This window comes from Rhodopirellula europaea 6C (assembly GCF_000338295.1).
Classification (GTDB): Bacteria; Planctomycetota; Planctomycetia; order Pirellulales; family Pirellulaceae; genus Rhodopirellula; species Rhodopirellula europaea.
In genome coordinates this window covers 246,349-269,311 of the sequence record NZ_ANMO01000216.1, presented here as the reverse complement: position 1 = coordinate 269,311, position 22,963 = coordinate 246,349, and the positions used below count along the sequence as shown (strand labels likewise).

At 55.9% G+C, this 22,963-nt stretch carries 22 protein-coding genes and 1 pseudogene; 10 read left to right on the top strand and 13 right to left on the bottom strand.

Annotated features, from left to right (window positions below):
• Nucleotides 1-67: 67 nt before the first annotated feature.
• Nucleotides 68-352, top strand: a complete 285-nt coding sequence (locus RE6C_RS33300) for a YfbK domain-containing protein (protein WP_008660586.1) — start codon at nt 68-70, stop codon at nt 350-352.
• A 111-nt stretch (nt 353-463) separates the two neighbouring features.
• On the opposite strand, the gene RE6C_RS23255 is transcribed toward RE6C_RS33300, so the two are convergent.
• The 3 genes from RE6C_RS23255 to RE6C_RS23245 are packed head-to-tail and all read right to left on the bottom strand — an operon-like array spanning nt 464 to nt 3,253.
• Nucleotides 464-1,258, bottom strand: coding sequence for a DUF4184 family protein (locus RE6C_RS23255; RefSeq protein ID WP_008660585.1), 795 nt, complete (start codon nt 1,256-1,258; stop codon nt 464-466).
• 41 nt (nt 1,259-1,299) lie between these two features.
• Complete coding sequence (locus RE6C_RS23250) at nt 1,300-2,172, bottom strand: SPFH domain-containing protein (protein WP_008660584.1); 873 nt, start codon at nt 2,170-2,172, stop codon at nt 1,300-1,302.
• A gap of 1 nt (nt 2,173) precedes the next feature.
• Nucleotides 2,174-3,253, bottom strand: a complete 1,080-nt coding sequence (locus RE6C_RS23245) for an SPFH domain-containing protein (protein ID WP_008660581.1) — start codon at nt 3,251-3,253, stop codon at nt 2,174-2,176.
• Between the two features lie 232 nt (nt 3,254-3,485).
• Here RE6C_RS23245 and RE6C_RS33615 point away from each other — a divergent pair, with 232 nt between their 5' ends.
• Complete coding sequence (locus RE6C_RS33615) at nt 3,486-3,662, top strand: hypothetical protein (protein ID WP_008660580.1); 177 nt, start codon at nt 3,486-3,488, stop codon at nt 3,660-3,662.
• The gene (locus RE6C_RS33060) at nt 3,634-3,717 is read left to right on the top strand and encodes a DUF1589 domain-containing protein (RefSeq protein ID WP_236618473.1); all 84 of its coding nucleotides are present in this window, start codon (nt 3,634-3,636) and stop codon (nt 3,715-3,717) included. Before RE6C_RS33615 ends, RE6C_RS33060 begins: the two co-directional genes overlap by 29 nt.
• A 38-nt stretch (nt 3,718-3,755) precedes the next feature.
• Here RE6C_RS33060 and pheT read toward each other — a convergent pair whose 3' ends face one another.
• The 4 genes and pseudogenes from pheT to rpmI form a co-directional block, all read right to left on the bottom strand.
• Nucleotides 3,756-5,801, bottom strand: coding sequence for a phenylalanine--tRNA ligase subunit beta (gene pheT, locus RE6C_RS23235; RefSeq protein WP_008660578.1), 2,046 nt, complete (start codon nt 5,799-5,801; stop codon nt 3,756-3,758).
• Between the two features lie 191 nt (nt 5,802-5,992).
• Nucleotides 5,993-7,037: pseudogene (gene pheS, locus RE6C_RS23230) on the bottom strand (phenylalanine--tRNA ligase subunit alpha).
• Between the two features lie 9 nt (nt 7,038-7,046).
• Nucleotides 7,047-7,403, bottom strand: coding sequence for a 50S ribosomal protein L20 (gene rplT / locus RE6C_RS23225; protein ID WP_008660575.1), 357 nt, complete (start codon nt 7,401-7,403; stop codon nt 7,047-7,049).
• A gap of 157 nt (nt 7,404-7,560) precedes the next feature.
• Complete coding sequence (rpmI, locus tag RE6C_RS23220; RefSeq protein ID WP_007332031.1) at nt 7,561-7,767, bottom strand: 50S ribosomal protein L35; 207 nt, start codon at nt 7,765-7,767, stop codon at nt 7,561-7,563.
• Nucleotides 7,768-8,236: 469 nt separating this feature from the next.
• On the opposite strand from rpmI, the gene RE6C_RS23210 reads away from it, so the two are divergent.
• Nucleotides 8,237-9,277, top strand: coding sequence for a PQQ-binding-like beta-propeller repeat protein (locus RE6C_RS23210; RefSeq protein WP_008660573.1), 1,041 nt, complete (start codon nt 8,237-8,239; stop codon nt 9,275-9,277).
• Nucleotides 9,278-9,320: 43 nt separating this feature from the next.
• On the opposite strand, the gene RE6C_RS23205 is transcribed toward RE6C_RS23210, so the two are convergent.
• A complete protein-coding gene (locus tag RE6C_RS23205; protein WP_008660572.1) occupies nt 9,321-9,764 on the bottom strand; it encodes a response regulator in 444 nt (147 codons plus the stop codon).
• A gap of 404 nt (nt 9,765-10,168) precedes the next feature.
• On the opposite strand from RE6C_RS23205, the gene RE6C_RS23200 reads away from it, so the two are divergent.
• Together RE6C_RS23200 and feoB are read left to right on the top strand one after the other, a co-directional pair.
• Nucleotides 10,169-10,399, top strand: coding sequence for a FeoA family protein (locus tag RE6C_RS23200; protein WP_007326709.1), 231 nt, complete (start codon nt 10,169-10,171; stop codon nt 10,397-10,399).
• Nucleotides 10,396-12,411, top strand: a complete 2,016-nt coding sequence (gene feoB, locus RE6C_RS23195; RefSeq protein ID WP_008660569.1) for a ferrous iron transporter B — start codon at nt 10,396-10,398, stop codon at nt 12,409-12,411. Before RE6C_RS23200 ends, feoB begins: the two co-directional genes overlap by 4 nt.
• A 31-nt stretch (nt 12,412-12,442) precedes the next feature.
• Here feoB and RE6C_RS23190 read toward each other — a convergent pair whose 3' ends face one another.
• From RE6C_RS23190 to RE6C_RS23175, 4 genes are all read right to left on the bottom strand, one after another.
• Nucleotides 12,443-13,975 (bottom strand): MlaD family protein, encoded by a 1,533-nt coding sequence (locus tag RE6C_RS23190; RefSeq protein WP_008660568.1) that lies wholly within the window; start codon nt 13,973-13,975, stop codon nt 12,443-12,445.
• A gap of 3 nt (nt 13,976-13,978) precedes the next feature.
• Entirely contained in the window at nt 13,979-14,863 is an 885-nt protein-coding gene (locus tag RE6C_RS23185) for an ABC transporter ATP-binding protein (RefSeq protein ID WP_008660566.1), read from the bottom strand.
• On the bottom strand, nt 14,863-15,753 hold the full coding sequence (locus RE6C_RS23180; RefSeq protein ID WP_008660565.1) for an MlaE family ABC transporter permease: 891 nt from the start codon (nt 15,751-15,753) through the stop codon (nt 14,863-14,865). Before RE6C_RS23180 ends, RE6C_RS23185 begins: the two co-directional genes overlap by 1 nt.
• 273 nt (nt 15,754-16,026) lie before the next feature.
• Entirely contained in the window at nt 16,027-17,751 is a 1,725-nt protein-coding gene (locus tag RE6C_RS23175; RefSeq protein WP_236618456.1) for a DUF2339 domain-containing protein, read from the bottom strand.
• Between the two features lie 304 nt (nt 17,752-18,055).
• On the opposite strand from RE6C_RS23175, the gene RE6C_RS23170 reads away from it, so the two are divergent.
• Genes RE6C_RS23170 through RE6C_RS23155 form a run of 4 tightly spaced genes read left to right on the top strand, consistent with a single transcriptional unit; the run spans nt 18,056 to nt 21,696 of the window.
• Nucleotides 18,056-18,949 (top strand): polysaccharide deacetylase family protein, encoded by an 894-nt coding sequence (locus RE6C_RS23170; protein WP_008660561.1) that lies wholly within the window; start codon nt 18,056-18,058, stop codon nt 18,947-18,949.
• Between the two features lie 38 nt (nt 18,950-18,987).
• Nucleotides 18,988-20,178, top strand: coding sequence for a glycosyltransferase family 4 protein (locus tag RE6C_RS23165; RefSeq protein WP_008660559.1), 1,191 nt, complete (start codon nt 18,988-18,990; stop codon nt 20,176-20,178).
• A gap of 13 nt (nt 20,179-20,191) precedes the next feature.
• Nucleotides 20,192-20,797 carry a lysophospholipid acyltransferase family protein gene (locus RE6C_RS23160; protein ID WP_007332043.1) on the top strand — a complete coding sequence of 202 codons (606 nt, stop codon included), beginning with the start codon at nt 20,192-20,194 and terminating at the stop codon, nt 20,795-20,797.
• Nucleotides 20,798-20,799: 2 nt separating this feature from the next.
• Nucleotides 20,800-21,696, top strand: coding sequence for a hypothetical protein (locus tag RE6C_RS23155; RefSeq protein ID WP_008660556.1), 897 nt, complete (start codon nt 20,800-20,802; stop codon nt 21,694-21,696).
• Nucleotides 21,697-21,711: 15 nt separating this feature from the next.
• Here the strand turns inward: RE6C_RS23155 and RE6C_RS23150 are convergent, their stop codons facing one another.
• The gene (locus RE6C_RS23150; protein WP_236618455.1) at nt 21,712-22,959 is read right to left on the bottom strand and encodes a hypothetical protein; all 1,248 of its coding nucleotides are present in this window, start codon (nt 22,957-22,959) and stop codon (nt 21,712-21,714) included.
• Between the last annotated feature and the right edge of the window lie 4 nt (nt 22,960-22,963).

Here is a 22,963-nt window from a genome sequence, read left to right as displayed (position 1 = left end):
TTCGGGTGCTGAAGAAGTAGCCGAGGCCGAAGACTCCGACGAGTCTGCGACGAAGGAAATCCTGACGTTGAAGATTCGTCACAAACCCCCGCAAGGCGACGTCAGCGAGAAGCTCACTTTCCCGCTGGTCAACGAGAGCGAGCCCTTTGAAAAGGCCGACGCGGACTTCCAATTCGCTGCCGCGGTCGCCGGTTTTGGGATGCAACTTCGTAACAGCTCCCACGCTGGAACCTGGACGATGGACGACGTGATCGCCACCGCAACGGATGCCAAGGGCGATGACGAACACGGACTCCGAGCCGAGTTCCTGGAACTGGCGAGAACGGCGAAACGATTGATCGTCAACGACTGATCACTCGCCCAGAACCTGTCGCTCGGTGGTCCCCCACCGAGACGAGCACTGAAGACCAGACCATGGTTCACGATGGAGACCATCGTGCTACAGGTTCACTGACGCGCACGTCTATTGATCGGACGAAGTTTCCGCACGCGACCAAATCGCGTGCATCACGACACTGTAAAGCACCAGCGCGATGAGCATCAATGCTCCAAAGATCATCACGCTTTGACGAAGCGCAAATGCAACGCCGTAATCAGAATGCACGGCGTACACCCAGGACGCATGAACCAACATCATCAAGCTCGCCACCGCCATCACCGACAACGTGACCAAGTCCGGGATGCGAGTTCGCTTGGGCTCCGGGCTACCTTCGGGTTGTTTCCACAACCACCTCAGAGCGAACACGCCCATCGGCGGCAACAAGAACAGCGACGACAAGTGCTGGGCCACCGCGTACCATCGCACGCTGCGATCGGACAACGAGAACGCTTCGGATGACAAAAACGGCAACGCGATCATCGATCCCCAGCGATGTTGATGCGTGAACGAATCCCAGAACACATGTGTCGACGCGCCAACCAAAACACAAATGGCAACCAACAGAATGGATTGCCACTCGACCGACACCGGGCGATCCGCGATCGGTCGAACCCGAGTCCGCAACGGCCCCGGCAGCAACTCCACCGCCGGTTGCTTGATCAGCAAGTGATAAACAAAGTACGCAGCGACGCCGACTGGCACACAGTCGATGAACAACCCACGGATGCTGTGAAACGATTCGTAGTCAAACAGCATCGGGAAAAAAACGCCCGCGTCGGGCACCATGCACCCGATCGCGAGAGCGGAAAAGGGCAGACGCCACTTTGCCATCCACGCGATCGGAATTGCCGCTGCAACATGAGTCGGAGTGAACGGCATCGCTTCTCAAATCACTTGTTGGGCAGTGCCAAGGAACGAGCTCAGCTCGCTTGAATCAAAACATTCGCCGAGTTTGGCAAAACACTCACCGAAGCACCCGACTCAAGCAAGTTCTCAGCCTCCATCACCTGAAGCACCGCTTCGAGGATTTCAGGATCTCGCTTGGCGATCTCATTCAGTTTTTCACCCACGACGCTCGGACGCGCCGCAGCGGCTTCGGCCATCTTACTCGACACCTTCAGCGCGGTCTCACTCTTGATCAAACCCACACGGTTTTCACCATCTTGCTTCATCGCACTGGTCACCTGAACCAATCGCTTGACGACCTTTTCGGTGATGTTCTCGACCATATGACGGTCGGTAAAGGCGACCTTTCGAATGTAGACCGAACCCAACCGATAGCCCCACTTTTCTGACAGCGGCGACACCGCCTGCCGGACAGTTCGGGAAAGACTGTGCCGATCCTCGAGCATCTTTTCCATTTCCAAATTGCTCAGCGTCGAGATCGTCGAACTTGTCACGTTGGCTTGCAACGAGCCGTCTGGGTTTGCATTGGTGAACAGGAACGCAATCGGATCCTGCACCTGCATTTCGTACCAAATCCCCACGCCCATCGGCGTGCCTTCTTCCGAGTTGACCATTTGGCTGCGCAAGTAGTGTTGACGCAGCGCGGTGTCGACGACGTACTTCTTTCCAAAGAAAGGAATCAACATCGCCTTGGCACCAAAGTGAACCAAAGGGAATTGCAAACCGGGCGTTTTGATCTCGCCCAACACTTTGCCGAACAGAGTGAACACCTGCGACTCGCACTCAGCGACGCAGCAATACAAACCAAAGAAACGAGCGAATCCGAGCAAGATCGGAACCAACATCAACCCGAAAACGAAGCCGGGAACAAAACCAAGAACATCCATCTTATGCTTTCCCTTCAATCTTTGATTCGGTTTGATAAATACGTTCGGTGCGTTTGAACAACGGCACTCGCAGGTTCCGCAAGTAAGCCTTCAAGCAATCCGATCCGCCCTCGGACTTGATGCTGATCAACGTCCCAGCCAGTTCATGCAAAGGAGCCACTTCGGCTTGAGCGTTGTTCGTCGCGATCTCGACCGCACGAGCACTCATCGTGATCTGTTGTTCCGAATCCGCGCGCGCGGTGCTGATGTCGGCGGCGACCTGGTTGCGTGTGCTATTGATCGCCGACAAGGCTCGGTCGACTTCGGCGGGTGGATCAATTTCGGTGATCAACGCGGCATCCAACTCGATGCCATATCGGCCGGTCGTCGAACGACACTGTTCTTCCATGTACTGATTCAACAGCGGCAAGTTCTTACGCAAATCGTTGATCGAAACACCTTCGGAGAGCTCGACAGCACTCGACTTCGATTCGATGTCGCCTTCGCCTGTGCCAGCGATCGCTTCGGTTTCCGCGACGGCATCGGCGAGCAAGCTTTGTCCCTTGGGATCGACAAAGTTCGCAATCCGCTCACGCAGCACGGAGACAAAATACCCCATCACGTGCTCCAGCGGGCTCTCCACGCCAAACAGATACGGGTAGAGGTTGTTCTCACTGATCCGGTAGCGAATTTGGCCGTTGACTCCTGTGGTGAGGTTGTCTTTGGTGACCGCTTCGATCGTGCTTTGAGCCTTGGATGGGTCCCACGTCAGATCGACCGTTTGAGTCGCGACGCTGACTTTGTGAACTCGTTGCCAAGGCAGCTTGAAATACGGCCCACCGGGACCGATCACTTCGACTTGCGGGTACTCATAGCGCTCCCGTTCGTCATCCGACAGAACTTGACCATCGGATCCCGCCCCGAGACGTTTCACCGCCCCAAAGGTCGTGACGACCGCTCGCTGATCCGGTCGCACGGTGTACAAACACCCGACCAGAACCTTGAGAGCGGCATAGAAGCCAACTCCCATCATTAATCCAACCAAGAAAAACACGCTGCTACCTCTTTGGAAAGTTTCCGTTGCATCCGAACTGAATGTCACCCGAATTCGACAGCGAAACGCTGCTTGAAACCCTAGCCCGCGAAGAAAGCCACGGAGCGGATTTCCAACAATTCATTCGCTTCCAAAATGGATTGAATCGAATGTAACGACTGAAAGAGGGTGACGCTGGATGAAGAGGCTCGTTTGCGAGCGAGAGAGGGCGCAGGTTAGTTGATGTTGATGCGTTTGCACCGATGTAGGCCAGGTCATTACCTGGCACCCAGCCGATGCTTTGGAACAAAGCGAGGCGGGCAGCAACAACGCCTTCGAAGCTCTGACCCCGCTGGCCATTCACCGCGCCAGGCGGGGCCTGGCCTACGTTTGGCATGATTCAGACTTGGGAATTGAAAAAGTTCAATTGACAATTCTAAATTGTAAAATTGCAGGCAGAGATTCAGCACCGCTGTAGGCCAGGTCATTACCTGGCATCCAGCCGATGCTTTGGAACAAAGCGAGGCGGATAGCAATTCAGGCGGGGCCTGGCCTACGATTGGAGATCTGTCTAGCGAAGCAAGACGGCGCTCAGTTGTTTTTCGCAGGACGTGACCAACTTGTCGATGATTGAATCAGCATCGCCGCCGCTGAGTGTCTCCGTTTGGCTTTGCAATTCCATCGAGAACAGCACGCGTTTCTTGTCGGGGCCGTCGACCTTTTCGTTGCGATACGTTTCGCGATAAGTCAGATCCGCCAAACGTTCCTTGGCTGCCTTGCGAACCAACTCAGCCAACTCGTTCCAACGCACTGACTCGGGCAACACCAAGTTGAGGTCACGCTGAATCGACGGGAACGGACTGACCGCTTGCTGCTGTGGCACCAATCGCGATTGATTGACCAACACGTCCGCGGACAACTCGGCGGCAACGACACGCCCGGTCAACTTCCATTTTTTGACCAACTTGTCATCGACAAATCCCAAAAAGCCCAAACGCAATGACTCCTTGCCATCGTCACCGACAAGCGACAACTCCACCGCACCGCCCTTGGCAAAACCATCTCGCTGCACCGGAGCAACGGCCAACTCACCTGGAACACCCAAGCGATCGCAAAGCGTTTCGATGGTGCCCTTGAGAGCGAAGAAGTCTTCGCCAGCGATCAAACCAATGTGATAGGTCTCGTCTGGCAGCAATGCAATGTCGCTTCCCGCGGGCGCGGGCAAATAAACATGAGCGATCTCAAACAGGTCCGCAATCAAACTGGCCGAAGCCCAGTTCGCGGCGCGGCTTTGCAGCAGACTTGGAATCAGCGATCGTCGCAGCGTGCGGGCACCTTCCAACATCGACGTGCGAGTCTGCAGAGCAGGCAACTCCGTCCACGGCGAGATCATTTGATCCAGCTTTTCGGTGACCACGCTGGGCGTCATCGATTCGCTGATTCCGGCTGCGGTCAACACGCCGCGAATGCGTTCCATCGCGGTGTCGAAACGACGCTTGCTGCTGGGAGCAACGGGAATCGGCGAGTTCTCGGAAATCTTGTCATAGCCGTGAATCCGCGCGACTTCCTCGATCAAGTCGACTTCGCGAGTCAAATCGTGACGCCAGCTTGGCGGGACACACTGCAACCCATCGGCGAACGCGGAAACCTCGCAACCGAGCGAACGCAGGATTTTGTCCAGTTCTGCGGTTTCGATTTCCAACCCCAGCAGCGCCGCAACACGCTTGGGACGCAGCAACACGGTCTCGCGGGCTGGAATTTCAGGAGCGGTGTCGATGACACCTGGTGCAACTGATCCGCCAGCGATCTCGGTGATCAACTGGCACGCTCGGCGACTGGCCCAATCAATCCCGACTGGATCCACGCGACGTTCAAATCGGAACGACGATGGGCTGTGCAGCTTCAATCGACGAGCCGTTCGCCGAACCGACAACGGCACAAACTCGGCGGCTTCCAAGACGATATCGGTCGTCGCTTCGGTGACTTCCGAGGACGCTCCGCCCATCACGCCAGCAACGGCCAACGCATCGGACGAATCCGCGATCACGCAAGTCGAATCGTTGAGGTCGTAATGGCGATGGTCAATCGCTTCGAGTTGCTCTTTGTCTTTCCCTGAGCGAACGACGATCTTGCCATCGCCGACCTTCGCCAGATCGAACGCGTGCAGCGGTTGTCCACATTCCATCATCACGTAATTGGTCACGTCGACGACGTTGTTGACCACTCCGATGCCAACGGACTTCAGCGACTCCTGCAACCACTCAGGGCTGTCGCCAACCTTCACGCCGCGAATCACGCGAGCGGTGTAGCGAGGGCAGGCTTCGGGCATCTTGTTCTCGACCGCAAGCGATTCGTCGATCGCCGCCCCGGACTCTTGATACTCGATCGCTGGAATCTTCAGCTTCTGCTCCGTCAACGCCGCGATCTCTCGAGCGACACCGATGTGTCCCAGGCAATCACCGCGATTGCTGGTGACTTCCAAGTCGATCACGACGTCGCCGTCGACTGTTTCACTGCCTTCGTGATTCAGCCCAGACAGACTGAGTCGATCGACCAACTCGTCGTGTGGCAGCGTCAGGTCAACGTATCGCGACAACCATTTCCAAGAAACAAGCATGAGAGCGAAGTGGGCAGAAGATGAAGTCGGGAGGGAATATTTTGCGAGGCATTGCAGAACGTGGCGTCGACCATGTTTTCACACGAGCGATAACTGGTAGCCGGATTCGCCAGAATTCGGACCGCGAGTTGCTTCTTCAAAGTCAGTCGACTGCAGCTAAATCCAGCTCGCGGCAACGACGTTCTGATTGCTCAAAACTGTTTCAAGAACCGCAAGTCGCCGCTGTATAAATCGCGAATGTCGGTGATGCCATGACGACGCATGCACAGGCGTTCGACGCCGAGACCAAATGCGAATCCGCTGACCTTTTCAGGGTCGTAGCCCACAGCAGCGAACACGTTGGGATCGATCATCCCGGCGCCACCAAATTCAATCCACGTTCCGTTCCACAGAAAGTCGACTTCGACACTGGGTTCAGTGAACGGGAAGAAAGATGGCCGGAAGCGAATTTCAACGTCTTCGCCGAGGTAGTTGTTCGCGAAAACACGCAGGACGGTCTTCAAGTTAGCCATCGTCACGTTGGTGTCGACGAGCAACCCTTCCATCTGATGAAACATCGGGAAGTGCGTCGCGTCCGGTGCATCGGGACGATAGACACGACCGAGCGAAATGATTCGGATCGGCGGCTGAACTTCCTTCATCACGCGAATTTGAACGGTGCTGGTTTGGCTCCGCAGCAACTGCGAACCTTCGTCACCAGCACTGACCGAACTCTTGCCCGAGGGATCTTTCGCAGTCGCCAAGTAAAAGTTATCCAGCGGATCACGAGCGGGATGATCTTCAGGGATGTTCAGCGCAACGAAGTTGTGCCAGGGGTCTTCGACCTCGGGACCTTCGGCGACCTCAAATCCCATCCGCCCCATGATTTCAGTCAGGTGACTGATCGTTTGGGTGATCGGGTGAATGTGCCCGAGCGATGGGCGAGTCCCGGGCAAAGTGGGGTCGAAAGTCGGATCGGAACCTGAATCGTCGCCACCAGCCAGGTTTTGCTGGGCGCCTTCGAAAGCAGAGTTAATCGCCGACTTGACCGCGTTCAGCTTCGCACCGGCGGCAGGCTTGTCAGCCTTTTCGATTCCGCCGAGCATTTTCTGAATGTCTTTGAGCTGCCCTTTCTTGGCACCCAAAAAACGTCACACGAGCTTCCTCGAGCGCTGCCGCATCGGAAGCAGAAGTGAACGCGGATTCAGCGTCCGACTGGAGTTGATCCAGTCGGGAGAGGAATTGATCGAGTGACATGATGGCGACTTAAGCTGCCAGAGTCTCTTTGACCTTGTCGCAAACCTGCTTGAAGCCGGCGGCGTCATGAATCGCCATTTCCGACAACGATTTGCGATCGAGTTTGATCTCGGCTTTGTTCAAACCGTGAATGAACTCGCTGTAGCGCAACCCGTGCTGCTTGACGGCGGCGTTGATCCGAATGATCCACAGCTTGCGGAATTCACGTTTGCGGACGCGACGGTCGCGGAATGCGAATGCGCCCGAACGGAGCAGGGTTTCTTTGACGGTACGCGTCAGATTCCCGCGGCCACCGCGAAAACCTTTGGCTCGTTTGAAAAGACGCTTCTTGGATTGCCGGCGAGCGGCACCTTTGGTCGTACGCATCGAATTGAATTCCTAAATGCTGTGGTGATCTTTCGGGTCGTCCTGATTCAGGCCCCGGCAGAAAGAAAGGTCAACGCGACCACTCAATCCCCGAAGTTCCGCCCAACCAGGTGGCCGTTGGATTCCGTGGTGGAAAAGAAGTGTAAGTCAGATCGAATCAGTAGCTGTGGCCGTTGAGAGCTGCGTGAATGGTTGGTTCCATGCACTCAGCAACTGCGGTGGTTCCACGCAGGTTACGACGACGTTTTTTGCTCAAACCCTTGGCCAAGTGGCTGGTACCGCTTTGACGGTGCATCGCCTTGCCTTTGGCCGACAGACGGAACCGTTTCTTGGTCCCTTTGTGAGTTTTGATTTTGGTTCCCATGAGGGCATCAACACTGGTTGGATGGTGATTTTCGAAAAACGAAGCGGGGGAGCATATCGGATAGTCGCCAAAGCTGCTAGGGCGACCGCCCGGTTTCTGCACGAGTGGCAGGTTCTGCATGACTGGCAGGGTGCCGTCGTCTCACCCGGTACCTGCTTCGGTGAAGGCGTGCAGGCTAGCACACGGGACCGGCTGTTCGGGCAAAGATCGGCAGGACCGACCGAATCGCTGCACAAAAGTGGTCCTCGGCGGCAGTAATACCTGCGTGATTCCCCGCAGAACACGTCCGTTCCGCAACAAACCCCGCCACACCCTCAGTTTTCTTGCCATGCCAGATTTTGGCATCCCCGCAAACCGATGAATGCGTGATTCTGTTCCATCGCGGCCTCTCCGGCGGCAGATTCGTCTATCATCGGACGCGATCGCTAAGATCCCTTCCCAAATCCCCTCCCCGCAGAAGCAAGTCCCCATGATTCAGAGACTCCAAGCTTGGATCGGCTCATCCCGCGCGACGACCGTGTCATTCCAATTGCGAACCACCCGACAAGCAGCTTTGCCTGTCATCGCCGCAACGCTGATTGGCTTTGCGATGCAAACCAGCCCCGTGTCGGCCGAGGAAACGACCGATCAACACCGCGTGCTGCTGCACGGCAAGAAAGGCCTCGTCGTCGTTGAGCCGGATGGCTCCATCGGATGGCAGATGGATTGGGGCGGGATTCACGATCTGCACCTGTTGCCCAACGGCCACATCCTGACTCGCCAAGGCCCAGCAACCGTGGTCGAAATCGATCCGAGCACGAAAGAAGTGGTGTGGAGCTACGATTGCGGGAAGCAGGGCGGCAATGAAGGCAAGCGGATCGAAGTCCACGCTTTTGAACCACTCCCCAACGGCAACCTGATGATTGCCGAATCGGGTGCTCAACGACTGATCGAGGTCAACCGCGACGGTGAGATCGTTCACCAAATCGCCTTGCAGGTCGAAAACCCGAACGCACACACCGACACGCGTTTGGTGCGTCGTCTCGACTCAGGAAACTACCTGGTCGCCCACGAAGCCGACGGCAAGGCTCGCGAATACAACCGTGATGGCGATGTAGTTTGGGAATACGAAGTGCCAATGTTCGGCAGAAAAGCTGCTCGTGGTCACGGACCGGAAGCGTTTGGCAACCGCCTTTTCGCTGCCCTGCGAATGAAAAATGGCAACACCCTGATCGCGTCAGGCAACGGGCACAGCGTTCTCGAGGTCACTCCGGACAAAAAAATTGTCTGGGATATCCATCAAAACGATCTCCCCGGAATCCGCTTGGCTTGGGTCACGACACTGCAGGTCCTGGATAACGGCAATTACGTGATCGGCAACTGTCACGCGGGTCCGGGGCAACCCATCCTGATTGAGATCGAACCCTCGACGAAGAAAGTTGTCTGGCAACTCGATCGTTTCAACGACTTTGGAAATGATGTTTCCAATTCGTTGATCATCGACAAAATCGAACTCGACTGGCTGAATTGAACCAGTCCCCAAGCGGAGCGACCCGATCAACGAAGTGTGCGTGTCACGGAATTACCACGATCCGCCAATAGGATCGAATCAGATCGTGAAGATTCCGGCACGCGTCACCGACCCGTGACTTCAAGATGTAACCCGCAACGTTCTTCTTGTAGGCCGCGACCAAGTCCATTTCGTGGTCGGATGTTGTGAGCACGAATACGACGGTCGAACAAAGTTCAGGATCTCGGCGAATCTCCTCGAGAAACTCCACGCCGTTCATGATCGGCATGTTCATATCGAGAAAAACCATCCGATGTGGCCCGATTGACTTGTCCGGATGCTCGCCTCGAAGAATATCGAGAGCTTCTTGACCGTTTTCTGCTACCGTCAGTGGGTTCGGGACATCATTCTTTTTGATTCCGCGTTGAAACGCCATCACATCGATTTCGTTGTCTTCCACCAGCAGAATGTGGACCTCGTCCAAGCTCGAAACCGTTGCATGCGACATATCAATCAGCCAAACGAAGGGAAAGCACTCGCGTGATATCGGAAAGTAACGGTCCGACAAGCCAACGGACCAAGACAAACTGCGAGCAACTCGAAATCATATCGAAATCTGCTGGCTAATCGAAACGCTCAAACCACACCTCCGCAAACTAGACTTCGTAAATGCTGTCACGCCGACGCCCCCCAAAAGGACGGCAGGTGATCGCCAGAGCATGATCCACGCCCGCCAACGACTTCCTTCCAATCCGATATGCGTTGTTCCTTTAGCGGATGACCGAATCATTCGCTGCGAACGAGCGAACTGCAAAATTTGTGCACATTCGGCGAAACGTCCCACTACCCACCGATCGCTCGAAGATCTAAAGTGAACGCAATCGAGAACCGTTCTCATTTACAGGTGATGACTTGATCGCTGAACTCGCCCTGGACCGTTGCGGATCCAACAGTGCCGAAATCGTTCGTTTGGACCTGCCCGAAAACTGCGCTTCGCGTTTAAAAGCGTTAGGACTGTTTGAAGGTCAACTGGTGCAGTTGTCTCGCCGAGGCAATCCGCTGATTTTGAAAGCAGCAGGAAGCCGGATTGCCGTGGCTGGGGAGATCGCTCAACAGATCTTCGTTCGAGCCACTGACGGATGAGCGTTTCACCGGTTGCTCCTTGCAACTCTTCTGAAGATGCCTCCGCCCAACAGCTTTGCCAAGCTCGAGTGGTTGCCATGGTGGGCAACCCAAACGTCGGCAAAACATCTCTCTTCAACCGACTGACCAACCTGCTGGCGAAGACTTCCAACTTCGCTGGCACCACCGTGGACCGACGCACCGGCACCGCGGATTTGAACGAAGGTCAATCATGCACGTTGGTTGATTTGCCGGGCCTGTATTCGCTGACGGCGTCATCTCCCGAAGAACAGATTGCTCGAGCATTCATCACCGGTGAATCCGAATGCCCTCCCGAGGGCGTCTTGGTCGTGGTCGATGCGACCAACCTTCAACGCAGCCTCGCCGTTGCCCGCGAAGCCATCCAGTGCGGGCGGCCAACCCTCGTCGCCGTCAACATGATCGAACTGGCTCGCAAGAGCGGTGTCGATGTGGACTTGGATGTCCTGTCACAAAAACTTGGCTGCCCCGTCATCGGAGTTTCCGCCCGTACCGGCGAAGGCCTGGACGACCTGAAATCCAACCTGAGGCAATTGCTGCAGCCACGAAAAATGGTAGTGCTGAGCGCGGATGCCGAGCCGGCTGAGATTGAATGCGGAGCATGTGGGGCTTGCCCATTCGCGGATGGCCACCGCTGGGCTTCGACACTCGCTCGCGAAAGCACGCGAACCGGATACGTCGCCTCGGACGAATGGACGGACCGAGTCGACCAAGTCACGACCCATCGTTTCCTTGGCCCGGTGATTTTTGTCGCCGTGATGGTCGCCGCGTTCGCGTCAGTGTTTTACCTCGCGCAGTATCCGATGGAATGGCTCGACGCCACCTTCGGTTTGGTGACCGAGAAGGTCGGCGGTTGGTTGCCCGAAGGCGACCTGAACAGCTTGATCACCGACGGAATCTTGGCAGGCATCGGCGGCGTTGTGATCTTCCTGCCGCAGATCTGCATTCTGTTTTTCATGTTGGCCATCCTCGAAGACTCCGGCTATCTCTCGCGAGCAGTCGTCGTAATCGATCGATGGATGCGGCGCGTCGGATTGCCTGGCCAAGCGTTTGTGCCGTTGCTCGCAGCTCATGCTTGCGCCATTCCGGCGATCATGTCCACCAAAGTCATCGCGAATCGGCGAGACCGACTCGCTGCGATCATGGTCATCCCGTTGATGACTTGTTCGGCACGTCTTCCCGTCTACACGATGGTCGCCGCGTTGCTGTTTCCTTCCAGCCCATGGTCGGCCGCGTTGCTTTTCGCGTCGGCCTACGCACTCGGGATGGTCGCCGCTTTCTTCGTCGCATGGTTGCTGAAACGATCGATCTTGCCGGGTGAAGCCTCTCCGCTGATTCTGGATTTGCCTCCCTACCGAACACCATCGCTCAGCAACGCACTCCGGCATGCATACGAACGCGGATGGGGATTCCTGCGCGATGCAGGGGGCGTGATCCTGGCCATCAGCATTGGCATTTGGGTTTTGTCGACCTATCCTAAACTTCCGGAAGAACGTTTTACTGAGCAGTTGCAAACGGCAGGCTTGAACGCGGAAACGCTCGAAGAAACGGACCTGGAAAACCGCCGTGCCCTCGCCGCACAAGAACACGCCGTGATCGGACGGATGGGCAAGTTTGTTCAGCCCGTTTTCGCGCCGCTCGGTTTTGACTGGAAGACCAGCGTTGGTGTGATGACCAGTTTCGCCGCTCGCGAAGTGGTCGTCTCAACGCTCAGCATTCTGTACGGCTTGGGCCCTGAACCCGAGGATGAATCATCGCTGCATGATCGATTGATTTCGGCCACCGACGCGGAAGGCAAACGAGTCTTCACTACCGCAACATGTGTCAGCCTGCTGGTATTCTTCGTCTTGGCGATGCAGTGCCTTCCAACTCAAGCTGTCACCAAAAAGGAAACTGGCTCATGGGGCTGGGCGGTGTTCCAATTCGGCTACATGACCGTCTTGGCCTACGTCGCCGCGTTGATCGCTTACCAGACGATCTCGCGATTTACCTGAACCAATCGATCAATCATGTGCGGGCATTGTTTTACTTCAAACCCATTCCACTTGGCCGGTTGGTGATCGCACCGCGGACGCCCAATTGCCTTGGGTCACGAGCGATCTTGTCCGAGAAGACACGAACGTCATCGAGGATCGGACGCAAACGTGCCGAAGCCGCTTCGATGTTCTGAACGGTGCGCTGGACTTGGTAGAACAGCTCATCATCTTCCAGCAGACGACGAACGGTTCCGTCACTGCTGTTGAGCGTTCGACCAAACGTATCCAACTGCACCAATGCGTTGTCAACGTTGGCCAAGCTCACCAAAACCGCTTCAATCAACTCACCGCCACGTTCACCCAGCGGTTCAGTGAAGGCCTCGATGTTCTCCGCTGTGCCCTCAAAGCTCTTGGCCGTCGATCGAACGCTGCGAAGCGTAGATTGCAATTCGTTCGCGGTTTGCGAAACAGCGTCCTCGGCAACGATCCCGACCTGTTCGAATTGCCCTCCGACATCACGAAAGGTCTCAAACGTTTCGCGAGCGTCTTCGAGAGTGACTTTGACTTCGTCCAAAACACCAGGCAATCGATCGACCGTATCACTCACGCTTCGCTGTATTTGAGGGTCACCAATGATTGACCTGATGTCGCGAACCAAGAAGCTGAACTCTTTGACCGCTTGTGATGCATCCCCGGCCAATTGTGTGATCGTTGGCGGAGTCTGCATTCCTTGCTGGCCGGGCAATGGTGTCCCCAACTGAGTTCCAAACCCTTGCGGCGGAGTGAATCCCTGCGGAGGAATGGTTGGCTGCTGCATGCCCTGCTGTGGCAGCGGTTGTTGCATCGCCACTTGTTGAATCACACCCTTCGACGTAGCGTCCTGCGGACTTGAATGAGTCGCCAAAACAATCGGCCGGGCCCACTCGGGAGCGGGTGCCATCGACTGAGGAAAGCCGCCCATTGGAACCGATGGCGACGATACCGGTGCGGTTGGACTCAGCCCAATCACGCCACGAACATCGCGAACCAATCCCTTGATGTCGCTGCCAATATTTTGAATCGCATCCCCCGCACCACGCACGCTTCGGAACGTCGAGACGAGTTCATCTTCCATCCCAAAGATCAACGAGAATGGGTCTTCCAACTTTTTTCCATAGTCGAACAGTTCGCCATCCGTGTAGGGTTGTTCTATCAAGTCCGGATTGTCATCGAACAACCCAATCAATTCACGCCGGTCGGCTTTGCGAAACTCAAGTTTCGAGTCACCGGTGATCAGCGACCCGATTCCAATTTGAGGAATGTACTGGTGCGTCATCGAGACACTCTCGTCCATTGAAAGGATCAGCCTCACGCCACCTTCTTCCTGCAACCGGATGTCATCGACGCGCCCGATTTTGACGCCATCGCGATACACCGGCGCATTGACATTGATCCCATCAGCGGACGGGAAATAGACGTTCAACGTGTACTCGCGATTTAAGATCGCGGGAAACGCACCAAACAAGAACGTGAGGATCACCGCGATTCCAATCGCCGCGATCACGAGCACGCCCACACCAAAACGAAGTCTGCTGTCATCCATGGTTCAACCCATCCCCTGAGACATTTCGCGGATGCGATCCCCCGCTTCCCCTCGCACAAACTGGCGGACACGACGATCTTCGGCGTGTTCGAGTTGGCTCGGTGGAGCGTCAAAAAGTATTTGCGACTGATCGAGTTCGAGCCGACGTCGCGGATAAAACATCATCACTCGGTCAGCCACTTTGCGTGCGGTGTGCATGTCGTGGGTGACGACGATGCTCGTCACCGGATACATCCGGCGCGTATTCAAAATCAATTCGTTGATCACATCGCTCATGATCGGATCCAACCCGGTGGTTGGTTCGTCATAAACAACCAATTCCGGGCGGAGAACCAACGCACGAGCCAACCCGACGCGTTTTTGCATCCCGCCCGACAACTCAGCCGGCCGCTTGTAAATCACTTCTTCGGGCAATCCGACCTCACCGATGTGCTGACGCACTCGATCGTTGATCTCGGCTTCATCGACACCCTCTTCGTTTTGTCGAATCGGAAAGGCAACGTTGTCGAAGATGTTCATGCTGTCGAATAGCGCCGCATGTTGAAACACAAACCCAAATCGCCGACGGACGACCGCCAACTCAGCTGGACTCAGCCCCGACAAGTCTTGTCCGTCAAACATCACACGACCGACGGTTGGTTGCACCAACGCCACAATCGTTTTCATGAATACGGTTTTGCCGCAACCACTTTCACCGATCACGGCGACGGTTTGCCCGCGTTCAATTTGGCAGTCGATGTCCTTCAAGACCGTTTGGCCATCAAAGGTGACTTCCAGATTTTCCACTTCAACCAATGGACGCTCCGCCACCGCGACGGCTGACTCTTCAGCTTGCGTTTCGGATGCATCTTGCTCGAATGGATCGATCGGTGGATTGGAATCGCTCACTAAAACAGACTCGTGCCTTCCGGGTAGAAACTGAAATACACCCAGTCCAAAACGATGTTCAGGAACAGGTCGATCGCCAGGATCATCACGAACGAATACACAAACGCTTCCGTCGCGGCTTTGCCAACGCCCTCAGCTCCGGGTTGGCAATTAAAACCGCGATAACAACTGATGATGGCAATCACGCCGCCGAAGAAAATGCTTTTAAAGATCCCGTTGAAAAGATCAAAGGCGACCACGCCTTCACGCGAATGATGCAGATAGGCGGCACGGTCGATTCCGAGAATGATGACGCTGTAGAAATACCCGCCAACGATTCCCATGAAGTCCGCCACGATGGTCAGTGCGGGAATCAAGAACAGACACGCCATGAATCGCGGCACGACCAGATAGTGAATCGGGTCGGCACCCATCGTGGTCAACGCATCGATCTGTTCCGTCACACGCATCGTTCCCAGCACCGCCGCCATGGCGCCGCCAACTCGCCCGGCCAACATCGTCGCCGCCAACACCGGCCCGAGTTCCCGAACCAGCGACGTGTTGATCACGACACCGAGGTGCGTTTCCAATCCGATGGTGTGAAACTGGTAGTAACTCTGAACCGCCAGCACCATTCCGATGAACGATCCGGTAAGTGCCACGACCGGTAGGCTCAACACGCCAACCTGATAAAAGTTGACCAACACCGTGTCACGTCGAGGCATCCGAGTGAACATCCACACGAACATCTGCCAAGTGAACATCGCCAAGTCGCCAACCGCGGTGACTCCACCAACCACAGCAGTTCCCCACTGCATGATCCATCGCCGCATTGGCGTATCGATCGGAATCTCCGGTTTCGCAGTTTGAATGCGAAGAACGGATTCGGTCGTGGACTCTTGCTCCGACATAGCGGCGAAGACAGACCCGTGGGTGAAAGACGTGAAACATCTCGCGTCGAACCGATTCACCAATCACTGCTGGCTGAACGGTCGTGCGAACATCGTCTTTATCGGCCGGGCGAATGTTGCGGATCAGTCAAACTGCGCCGCGAAGTCAAACTTTGCCGGCTGTTAGAAAATCCCTCAGGATTGGCAAGCTCGCCGCAGACGCTGAATGTCGACTTCACTTGGCAACGCACAGGTGAAGCCAAGTGGCGAGACCGACGTTCTATCACCCCAGTGCTAAGCCGCACGGCCACCGCGTTTGAGCTGTTTGCGAACACGACGACGCTCCGCTTTGCTCATACCGGACCAATCAATGTCCTCTTCATTCATCTCGCTGTAATCAGGCTGAGAATCATCGTAGGAGTTTTGGTTGGACGACGAATGGTCGTTGGATCGCGAATCCGCAACCTCTTCGAAATTTGACGCCGAGACCTCTTCTTGTGTTTCGGATTCGTCATCCGTCGCATTCTTCTTGGCCTTGCGGCCGAGCGATGGGAACTTCAATCCGAAACGTCGCTTCTTCGGCGCCGCGTCTGCATCTTCGTTCTCTGAATCGTCGGTCTGAGTCATCTCGGCTGGCTCTTCCTCGACGTCCGAACCATCGTCTCCATCAGCTTTCGGCTTACGCTTCCACTTGGGGAACCAAGAACGTTTGGCCTTCGGCTCGGCGTCATCTGCTTCGGTGTCGTCGGCTTCGGTTTCAGCGGCTAACAATTCCTCTTGCTCGTCCTCGATGGTTTCTTCCTCCGAGTCCACGTGCTTTCGCTTGCGTCCCCAGAACTTCCATTTGGAGGCTCGCTTGCTGGACGTCTCTTCATTGTCCTGTTCATCGTTGGACGACACTTCGTTCGCAGCCTCGTCGATTTCATCATCTTGCTTGGACGCTTGATCACGACGGCTCGATGGCTCATCGCTCGCGGGCGACGCTTCGGTACGTTGCCAGAACCGTCGTTTGCGTGCCGGTTTCTCATCTGTCTCAGTTGTTTCCTTAGGCTTTGTCTCAACCTGCTTCTCGGGCCGTTTCGGTTCCGGAGCCTTCTTGACTTTCAGTTCTTTCGCGGGCTTTGGTGGCTTGGGTTCGCGTTTGGTCCAATCACGCATGCTTTCCCATTGCTCGGCCGACGCTTGCCGAACTCGGACTACCAAGCTCGCTGGTCGCTGAATCCCTCGGACATCCATGTAGAGCGTTCGCAGATACATGACAGTCGCGCAAAACCAACACGATGCTGCAACCAACATCGCTGACGTAAACGCGGTCCAACGAAGCGGTGTATCGATCGCGAGCAAGTTCCAATTCTCAGCAACAGGCAGCGCGGCCGCCAACCAACCGGCAAACATCCATGATGCTGCGACTCGGTGTTTCCAAATTTCGGCCGTGGTCCGCAACAACATCACCGCACCACCAACGGTCAGCAACAATTTGACCCAATCACTACCGGACAGAGCGACTCGCTTTCCCAACGCCCACTCGGTCACACCGCCCAACAAATCGATCAAGGGAACCATCGTCGCGACGCTGCCGAGTAACGCCATCACAGTGACGAGTCGCCACAGCCGATAGTGCCCTAGAAAATCATCGTTGCGGTATCGTCGAAGCTGATAGACCAGCCATGACGCGCCCGCGATTCCAAGCATCAACATGCTGGTGCAGTAGCGTCCCAAACTGCCCACGGCATCAATCCGAGTGACCGCAGTGACCGATGGGCGTTCCGCCAACGCCGGCCACGCGACCGATGCGTAGTGCAATCCGATCAGCACGAACGCGACGGAGATCACCGTCGCCATCAAGCCAAAAACGGCAGACCTTTGAACAGGAACCAATGAGAACCAACGCCCGCGCAAACACCTGCGAACACGCGACCCGTAGGCAACAGCGGGCCGGCGAGCTTCTCGCCATTGCTGCTGGACCGCCTTCTGTTTGGCCGTCGTGTTTCCGGTATCGCCGCCCACGGTGGTGAGCATAACTCTTCGGCGGCGTTCGGTCGGACGTCGAGTGTGATTCATTGTGTCGGGCGTAACAAAACGCTGCCTCTCGAAACAAGCCAAATCGCCGCCGTCGACTGATACTTTGCCGCGAAACACACTCCAAACACCTGTTCGGATGGCTACTGAATTGATTCTCCGGCAGTCCACCAGCCTGCAAAACCGGAATATTTGATTCGTGAATGAGCAGAACCTTGAAACCTGTTTCCCAAGGGTTTCACATTCCCCCCCAAGGCGGCGTAGCTTTTTCCACTGCTCCATCACGCTCACCGCCCACGTCATCATGCAACTGCTCCGCTCGCTCGCAATCTCCACCCGGTTGGCCATCCAATCGCCGTGGCGGAAAAAGCAAATTCAACGCATGTCCGAGCGTGGCGAGGCTCCGATGTCAGTGCTGTTCTACCATCGGGTCGCCGACGCACCGGTCAATCCGTGGACGATTTCAAACCGTGAATTCCAGCGACACGTTGACTACTGCCGCGACAACTTTGAATTGATTTCGTTGGAAGAAGTGCAGCGACGGCTCGAGTCGGGGCATTCTCCGCGTCCTTCCGTCACCTTCACATTTGACGATGGGTACTCAGAGAACTGCGAACTTGCTTTGCCGCTGCTGATTCGTCACCGAATACCCTGCACCTACTTCGTCACCACTGAAAATGTGCGTCATGGACATCCATTTGAACATGACTTGCGTCTCAAACACCCTCTACCAATCAACACCGTCGAGCAGCTCAAAGCGGCCGCAGATAGCGGCATCGAAATTGGACTGCACACGGCCAACCACGTCGACTTCAACCGAGTTCACACGGTCGAAGAGCTGAACAAAGAAATCGTTGAAGCGAAATCTAATCTCGAAGAGATGATCGAGCGACCCGTTCGATATCTCGCCGTTCCGTTCGGATTGCCCGAGCAAATGCGTCCCGCTGTCATCGAAACGGCTCGCAAGTGCGGGCTGATTGGCATCTGCAGTGCCTACGGCGCCTACAACCTGATCGGCGACGACTCGTTTCATATCCGCCGCTTTCATGGCGATCCAGAATTCAATCGTTTTCGCAATTGGCTGACCTACGACAACCGAAAAAACTTGCGGCGACCGACCCTGCCAACGGAAGACGTGCTGAACATTACACCGGAAGTTGCTACCAAAAATCGCCAGCCCCAGTTAGCCTTCTCATGAACACAAGCACAAGCTTTGCCCAACGCCCATTGAACTGCATGTTCATCATCACCAGCATGCCGGTCGGTGGTGCTGAAACGTTGCTGGTCAATTTGATGCGGCGAATGGATCCGAACCTTGTCCGTCCTGAAGTGATTTGCCTGAAAGAACCAGGCCCACTCGGAACCGAAATTGCCAACGAGTTTCCGATCCACAGCCACCTGATCCGTGGCAAGTACGACGTCGCGGTGCTGCCTCAACTAGCACGTTTGATGCGCAAACGAAAGGCCGATGCGGTGATCACCGTCGGTGCCGGAGACAAGATGTTCTGGGGACGCTTGGCCGCGAAAATGGCGGGCGTGCCTGTGATCGCGTCGGCACTGCATTCCACCGGTTGGCCGGACGGCGTCGGACGCCTGAACCGCTTGCTCACTTCCATCACCGATGCATTCATTGGCGTTGCCGAATCACACGGAGAATTCCTGCGTACGTTCGAGAAGTTCCCGCCCAACAAAGTGAACGTGATTCGAAACGGGATTGATTGCGATCGTTTCCATCCTTCGGCTGAATGCCGCACCTCACCCAACGTTCGCGAAGAACTCGGGCTGCCCGAAGAAACTCCGTTGATCGGAATCGTGGCTGCACTACGAAGCGAAAAGAATCATTCGATGTTGGTACACGCAGCTGCCAAACTGCGCGACCGGCATCCCGACCTTCATACGCTGGTTATTGGCGAAGGCCCCGAGCGAGCGACGATCGAACCATTGATCGAAGAATTGGGACTCACCGACCGAGTTCACCTGCTGGGCAATCGTGGAGACACGCCTCGTTTGCTCGCCGCCATGAATATTTTCACGCTTTGCTCACTCAACGAAGCCTCACCGGTTTCAATTTTGGAAGCTCTCGCTTGTGAGACCCCCGTCGTCGCCACGGACGTGGGATCCATTTCCGAAACCGTTCTGCCGGGCAAAACTGGCGAACTGGTCCCCAGCGAAGATGTGCAGTCCTTCGTGGCAGCGATCGATATGCTGCTCAACGATCCTCAGCGGAGTTCACAATTGGGTCGAAACGGCCGCGAATTGGTTCAAGCCACCGGATCGCTGCAATCGATGGTGGACGGCTACCAATCGCTTGTGCATCGAATTTTCACAGAGAAATCACGAGCCCGCCAACGAGCTCCCTCTGCCGAAACCGCTCCTCGAACCCGCACCAACCCAATCAAGGGTGCTTCGAGGGCAACGGCTGGCTGAGTAAACTGGTCGCATGACACTGACCAGCCATATCATCGTTCTGCTCGCAAAGATGTTCAGCGGCTTCACCGTTCGGTGGGTGGATTGCCAGCCGGACACGTGCCAACGAATTTACTTTGCCAACCACACCAGCCACCTCGACGCGGTGGTGCTTTGGTCGGCATTGCCGCACGAAATACGCCTGTTGACTCGTCCAGTCGCGGCAAAAGACTACTGGACCGGGAGCTGGTTCAAAGAACACATCGCGCGCAGCTTCAACGCTTTGTTGATCGATCGCAAAGAGATCAAGGTCCATAAAAGCCCGATCGACATCATGATCCGGCAAATGGGTGACCTGTATTCGTTGATCGTGTTTCCCGAAGGAAGCCGATCAGCTGGCGAAGAGATGAGCGACTTCAAAAGCGGCCTGTACTACTTGGGTAAGAAACGCCCTGACCTCGAATTGGTCCCCGTTTACATCGAAAATGTGAATCGAATCTTGCCGCGTGGCGAAGTGCTGCCGGTTCCGTTGCTCTCATGCATTACGATCGGCGCTCCCATCTTTTTGGAAACCGGCGAACCCAAAGCTGACTTTTTGCGCCGCGCTCGCCAAGCAGTGCTCCAACTCAAGGAAGTCTGAACATGTCGACGCATCCCACCGATCCGTTTCAATCTGGTTCGCCGAACGATCCAAACGTCATGGTGCAACCTGCCAAAAAATCTGGTTGGGGCTGCGTCATTTGGGGATGCTTAGGAACGCTCACTTTCGCGATCGTGTTGTTGGTCGCCAGCGTCTTCGGTGCCTATTACTTGTTCACCGGCCAAGTCGAAAAATACACCGACGATCGGCCCGCCGAAGTCCCTGTTGTCGAATGGGAACAAGAACGCTTGGATGAGCTGCAGGCCCGGATCGACGCGTTCAGCGAACAAGTTAAATCCGGCTCTCAAGATGACGACACAACCATCGACGGCGAGATCGCTGGCGATGAACTTGAGACGAACGATCCTTCGCCGGTTGCCGCCGACGCTCCCCGAGAGTTGCGTTTGACCAGCGATGAGATCAACGCATTGATCTCGGCCAACGAAGAATTGCGTGGCAAAGCGTACGTGCGAATTGAAGAGAGCCGACTGTACGGTCAAATCACTTTGCCGACCGACATGATCCCCGGTGGCAAAGGACGCTATTTCAACGCCGATGCCGAGTTCGAAGTCTCGATGGACAATGGCGTTTTGGTCGTGCGTCTGACCAGCGCCAGTGTCAAAGGCGAGCCCATCCCGGAATCATTCATGGAAGGCCTCGCACAACAGAACCTTGCGAAAGACGCCTACGACGATGTTGAGACCGCGGAACTGCTGCGGAAGTTTGACAAGATCGAAGTGGTCGACGATGCAATCATTCTTCAATTGCGTGAACCGGACGCCGAGAACGATTCAGACGAAACGGGTGCATCAGAAGAGCCCGATGCACCAGTCGACGATGCTGACTCAGCAGAACCAGAATCAGTACCGGAAGACGCCGCCGAATCAATCGCGGAGTAATCTCGCGATCGGTGGTCAGGGCACCAACCAAAACTGCTTGCCAGCTTTCTCAAACTCATCCGGCCGAGTCCACCACTGCTCGTCTCGTTCGCCCGTCCAACGGTCGGATGCGGATTGAACTTTGCCGCGAACCTGGTTCTCGATACCGAACTGCTGGATGATCCGATCCGCCAGCGCCCATTGATACCGAGCCTGCGGAACGGAAGGCACTTTTCGAACGGCCAGCGATAACTGACCGAGATGAAAATCGTGCCATCGATCCGGATCATCATCGGCGGTGATTGCGGCCTGCCATTCTTCGGGCAATTGGTCGATCGCTGACTCGTGAATCTGAAGCGTGACTCGGCTGCTGTGCGGTGAGTACAACGCCCACGCGAGCCAGTGATCCCAGTAGCCTGCTCGCTCGAATATCGGCATCACGAGAGCGATCACAACGACCGTCCAAGGCAGAGCCCCCACGCGGCGAATCTCTGTGTTCGGCTCGTCCTCAACTTCCACAACGGTTCCGGCGAACAACCACCAAGCTTGCATCGCCATCACAGCGTTCCAAACGATCACACCGGGGCTGTGCCCCAATCCCATCGGTGACAACACCGCGATCAACCCGAGGTGCATCACCGTCGCCATCCAAACGCCCAGCATCCGAGTCCGAGGCCAACTCAGTGCAATCGCGACGCACAATTCAAAGCCCGGAAAGCTAGCTGCTGCAATCAACCTGGTCCTTGCCGACCAAGCCGATACATCAACGCCGCCCCATTGCAGCGGAGCTTTGAGGAAGTCCTGGCCAACGGTGTGCAAAAACTGAAAATCAAATTTGCCGACCGCACTGAATACGTACACGCTGATCGTCAGCAAGCGAACCAAACGGAAGGTTGATTCAGACAAACGCCCCGACTCGTCCCGTGGAGCAGCCGCGAACAAAATGGCGTAGAGAAACGATTGATAAGCCCAAGGTTGCAATCGATGCTGATCCAAAATCACCGCGGTCGCCAGCGACACTGCGATGATTGGCCAAGTCAAACGCGATCGTCCCAATCCAACGGTCGCGAAACAAGCAACCACGATCGCGAGCGTCGCAGCGAAGGAAACCAAACCGGCGGCTTGCTGCGTCAATCCGACCTTCGCCAGATCAAACATTGGCACCGCGGGGTAATCCCCCGTTCCGATCCAGCTAGCCGGCAGCCAAAGCCGAAATGTTGCGGCCATCAAAGCCAACAATGCGAGCGACCAAAACGCTTCGTAACCGCCTCGCATCCGCCTCATCGCC

Excerpts from the sequence above, each read along its gene's own strand:
- RE6C_RS23255 (WP_008660585.1), bottom strand. The coding sequence starts at position 1,258 with ATGCCGTTCACTCCGACTCATGTTGCAGCGGCAATTCCGATCGCGTGG.
- RE6C_RS23250 (WP_008660584.1), bottom strand. The coding sequence starts at position 2,172 with ATGGATGTTCTTGGTTTTGTTCCCGGCTTCGTTTTCGGGTTGATGTTG.
- pheT (WP_008660578.1), bottom strand. The coding sequence starts at position 5,801 with ATGCTTGTTTCTTGGAAATGGTTGTCGCGATACGTTGACCTGACGCTG.
- rplT (WP_008660575.1), bottom strand. The coding sequence starts at position 7,403 with ATGCGTACGACCAAAGGTGCCGCTCGCCGGCAATCCAAGAAGCGTCTT.
- rpmI (WP_007332031.1), bottom strand. The coding sequence starts at position 7,767 with ATGGGAACCAAAATCAAAACTCACAAAGGGACCAAGAAACGGTTCCGT.
- RE6C_RS23210 (WP_008660573.1), top strand. The coding sequence starts at position 8,237 with ATGATTCAGAGACTCCAAGCTTGGATCGGCTCATCCCGCGCGACGACC.
- RE6C_RS23205 (WP_008660572.1), bottom strand. The coding sequence starts at position 9,764 with ATGTCGCATGCAACGGTTTCGAGCTTGGACGAGGTCCACATTCTGCTG.
- feoB (WP_008660569.1), top strand. The coding sequence starts at position 10,396 with ATGAGCGTTTCACCGGTTGCTCCTTGCAACTCTTCTGAAGATGCCTCC.
- RE6C_RS23190 (WP_008660568.1), bottom strand. The coding sequence starts at position 13,975 with ATGGATGACAGCAGACTTCGTTTTGGTGTGGGCGTGCTCGTGATCGCG.
- RE6C_RS23180 (WP_008660565.1), bottom strand. The coding sequence starts at position 15,753 with ATGTCGGAGCAAGAGTCCACGACCGAATCCGTTCTTCGCATTCAAACT.
- RE6C_RS23175 (WP_236618456.1), bottom strand. The coding sequence starts at position 17,751 with ATGCTCACCACCGTGGGCGGCGATACCGGAAACACGACGGCCAAACAG.
- RE6C_RS23170 (WP_008660561.1), top strand. The coding sequence starts at position 18,056 with ATGCAACTGCTCCGCTCGCTCGCAATCTCCACCCGGTTGGCCATCCAA.
- RE6C_RS23165 (WP_008660559.1), top strand. The coding sequence starts at position 18,988 with ATGTTCATCATCACCAGCATGCCGGTCGGTGGTGCTGAAACGTTGCTG.
- RE6C_RS23160 (WP_007332043.1), top strand. The coding sequence starts at position 20,192 with ATGACACTGACCAGCCATATCATCGTTCTGCTCGCAAAGATGTTCAGC.
- RE6C_RS23155 (WP_008660556.1), top strand. The coding sequence starts at position 20,800 with ATGTCGACGCATCCCACCGATCCGTTTCAATCTGGTTCGCCGAACGAT.
- RE6C_RS23150 (WP_236618455.1), bottom strand. The coding sequence starts at position 22,959 with ATGAGGCGGATGCGAGGCGGTTACGAAGCGTTTTGGTCGCTCGCATTG.